At 63.8% G+C, this 3565-nt stretch carries 3 protein-coding genes; 1 reads left to right on the plus strand and 2 read right to left on the minus strand.

Features of this window, described 5'->3' with window-relative positions; translation table 11 throughout:
- The first annotated feature begins 115 nt into the window (after positions 1 to 115).
- Positions 116 to 1351, plus strand: a complete 1236-nt coding sequence (locus M2432_RS27790; protein WP_280830074.1) for a cytochrome P450 — start codon at positions 116 to 118, stop codon at positions 1349 to 1351.
- Between the two features lie 326 nt (positions 1352 to 1677).
- Here the strand turns inward: M2432_RS27790 and M2432_RS27795 are convergent, their stop codons facing one another.
- The gene (locus M2432_RS27795) at positions 1678 to 1983 is read right to left on the minus strand and encodes a hypothetical protein (RefSeq protein ID WP_280830076.1); all 306 of its coding nucleotides are present in this window, start codon (positions 1981 to 1983) and stop codon (positions 1678 to 1680) included.
- 173 nt (positions 1984 to 2156) lie between these two features.
- A partial coding sequence (locus M2432_RS27800) for a heavy metal translocating P-type ATPase (protein ID WP_280830075.1) occupies positions 2157 to 3565 on the minus strand: 1409 nt, incomplete at its 5' end.

Here is a 3565-nt window from a genome sequence, read left to right on the forward strand (position 1 = left end):
CGAGTACGAAGCCGCGTTCTACGATGCCCAACGGAACGACCAACCCCTGGTCGAAATCCAATAGCACGAGCCTCCGGGGAAACCAGGGCGTTTCAGCTTGCCGCAGGAGTGCAGCATGACTGAGGACGCGATCAGCATCTGCGGTGTCGACCTGGCCGATCCGGGCACTTACGAGTCCGCCGTGCCTCACGAGGCATTCCGCGAACTCCGCCTGCGAGCCCCGGTTGCCTGGCACCCGTACAAGGATGCGCCCGGCTTCCTAGCCCTGACGGGCTACGACGAGGTTCTGGCGGTGTCCCGCGATAGCGCCAGGTGGTCGTCGGAGACGGACGGCGTGCACTTCGACGTGCCCGGTCCCGACGACCTCGCTGAAACACGGGGCGTCATGATGATCACAATGGACCCACCACGGCACACCGCACTACGTCAGTTGGTCAACAAGGGGTTTACCCCTCGGCGGGTCGCGAAGCTCAATGAGCACATCGCAGACATGGCGCGCGACTTGGTCGACCGGGTCATCGAGAAGGGTCAGTGCGACTTCGTCAATGACATTGCCGGGGCGCTGCCGTCCTACGTGATCGCGGAATTGCTCGGCATTCCGCTGGAAGACGGTTACCGACTCTACGAACTGACCGAAATCATGAATAGTGGTGTCCCCGGCGACCACAACGCACGCGCCACGGAGGCTGCAGTGCAGATGTTTGCGTACGCCGGGGAACTCGCGGCCCGCAAACGCTCGCAGCCCGGCGAAGACATCGCAACGTCCCTGCTGCACGCCGAAGTTGACGGACAGCGCCTCACCGACATGGAATTCATCATGTTCTTCGTACTGCTGATCATCGCAGGCGGTGACACCACGCGTAATCTCGTCGCGGGCGGCATCCGCGTATTGATCGAGCATCCAGAGGAGCGGGCGAAGCTGGCAGCGGACCCATCTCTGCTGCCGACAGCCATCGAGGAGATGCTGCGCTACGTCAGCCCAGTCAACGTGTTCTTTCGGACGGCCACTGAGGACACCGAACTACGCGGGGTGCGTGTCAAAAAGGGTGACCGGGCAGCGATGTTCTACCCATCGGCCAACCGAGACGAGATCCAATTCGCCGATCCCGACCGCTTCGACGTGAGTCGCACGCCGAACCCGCATGTGGCGTTCGGCGGCGGAGGAACGCATTTCTGCCTCGGCGCGAACCTGGCCCGAGTAGAGGCGACCGCCCTCGTGTCCGAAGTCCTGTCGCGAATGAATGACCTCGAACTCGCTGGGCCGGTCGAGCGCACGCCGTCGACGTTGATCAACAACATTCACTCGATGCCCGTCCGGTTCGCGCCTGCAAGGCGTCTGGCGGTCCGGTGATGACGACCGGCCTCGGCTAGAACGCGCCAACAACACTTAGCGGCGAGGGAAGTGTCGCGGAACCACCGCGTTGTGAGTTTCTCAAAGCCCGCAGCGAACGTGTCGGGGGTTGCGCGGGTCACCAGGTTGATCCCGCACGTGGTTGCGGCTGTGCCTGACACGAGAAGCTCGACCCCGCTTTCGGATTACACTTCCCGCCATGTTCTCCGAGACGCGCTACGCGCTGAACGGGGACTTGCGCGTCGCCTACCGCGCATCACCTCCTGGCGCTCGCGACATCGTGTTCGTCATTTTTCAGGGCATATTGGTTCGGCGGTCTGTTGAACTCACAGGTCGCACGGCAGGTTTAGGAAGTTGTACTTCTTCAAGACCCGGAGAACATGGTCAGTCTGGTTGCGTGCATTCCGTCGCACATCGGTTAACGAGATCATCTCGCTTATGAGCGTTGGCCATTCCAGCAGCTCAACATTGTGTTCCTTGGCATAGGCCTCAACCTCGCCATGCTGGCGGTCACTGATTGGCGGGATGACGAGGACGTGCTGGAGCGCCCGGTTCCCAATAAGTTCTCTCACGGCATCCGTGGCTGGCGGGCTAGCGAAGTTCAGCAGCGACCATTCCTTCCAGTAGCTCATGGTGAGTTGTCCGGTGTGCCAGCCTTTGACCTCGCACCAACAACCCCACCAACACCGCAGACCCGATCGTCGCTTGGGTGCCTGTGTATGTTGGCAGCGCCAACACCGCGGCCTTCACCGTGACCAATGCCATAGCGCCGTAACGATTCTCATCATCACACGCACCGAGGCGATCAGCTCGGTGACCACATCCGTCGACGCAACAACCGAAGCCCGTTAAGCCCGACGATGATGGTGGAGCCCTCGTGCCCGGCCACGCCAAGCGGCAGCGGCAAGGTGCCAACTAGGTCCCAAATCACCAGCGCGGCAATGAAAGTAGCAGCAATGATCAGGTTAGCGGTCACGACGCGGCGCGCCCGACGGGACAAGGCGATCACTGTAGGAATTGCGGTCAGGTCATCAGCGATGACGACCGCATCGGCGGTCTGCAAAGTCAGGTCCGACCCAGCGCCGCCCATGGCGATACCGGCGTGAGCGGCGGCCAGCGCCGGGGCATCGTTGATGCCATCGCCCACCATCGCCACCCGGGTGCCATCGGCCTGCAGATCAGTGATGGCGGTGACCTTTTCGTGCGGTAGCAGGCCAGCGCGGACCTCGGTGATCCCGATCCGGCCCGCGAGTTCGGTGGCGGCGGCGAGGTTATCGCCGGTAAGCAGCACCGGAGCCTGCCCGGTCAACGCGGCCGCAGCGGCGACGGCAGCAGGGCTATCGGGCCGCATCTGGTCAGACAGGCCCAGGACTGCGACCGGGCACCCGTCGACTGTGACGATGACTGCGGTGCGCCCGCCCGTCTCGAGCGATGCTGTGACCTCAGCGACGCTGCCTGGTTGGCCAGCATCGGACGGCGTGCGGTGCGCCGCCGGCGAGCTCACCGCGATCGCCCGACCCTCGACGGTGGCGCTGACGCCCCGGCCCGGGTGGGCAGTGAAATCGGTGACGTCCGGCAGCGGAATGCCGCGTGTCTTAGCGGCACGGACAATGGCGGCGCCGAGCGGGTGTTCGCTGGGATGCTCGGCGGCCGCGGCCAACTTCAGGACGTCGTTCTCGGTGAGACCATCTGCCAGCAGCCGGATTTCGGTGAGTTCGGGTTGTCCGCGGGTGAGGGTGCCGGTCTTGTCGAACGCGACTCGGGTGGTGGTACCGAGTTGTTCCATCACCACCGCGGATTTGACCAATACACCGTGGCGGCCGGCATTGGCGATCGCCGCCAGCAGCGGCGGCATGGTGGCCAGGACCACCGCACAGGGTGAGGCCACAATTATGAAGGTCATCGCCCGCAACAGTGCGGTGCGCAGGGTGTCCCCGGCCAACAGCGGGATGACGAACACCGCAATGGTGACGGCGACCATGCCGATCGAATACTTCTGCTCGATGTTCTCGATGAACAACTGGGTGCGGGCCTTGGTTTGGGCAGCCTGCTCCACCAGCGCGGCGATGCGAGCGACCACCGAATCCTGCGCGCGGCGGTCCACCCGGATGCGCAAGGCGCCGGTGCCATTGAGCGTGCCGGCGAATACTTCATCCCCGACGGCCTTGTTCACGGGCAGCGGTTCGCCGGTGATGGTGGCTTGATCGACCTCAC

The sequence above is a fragment of the Mycobacterium sp. OTB74 genome (genome assembly GCF_029892685.1).
Taxonomy (GTDB): Bacteria; Actinomycetota; Actinomycetes; order Mycobacteriales; family Mycobacteriaceae; genus Mycobacterium.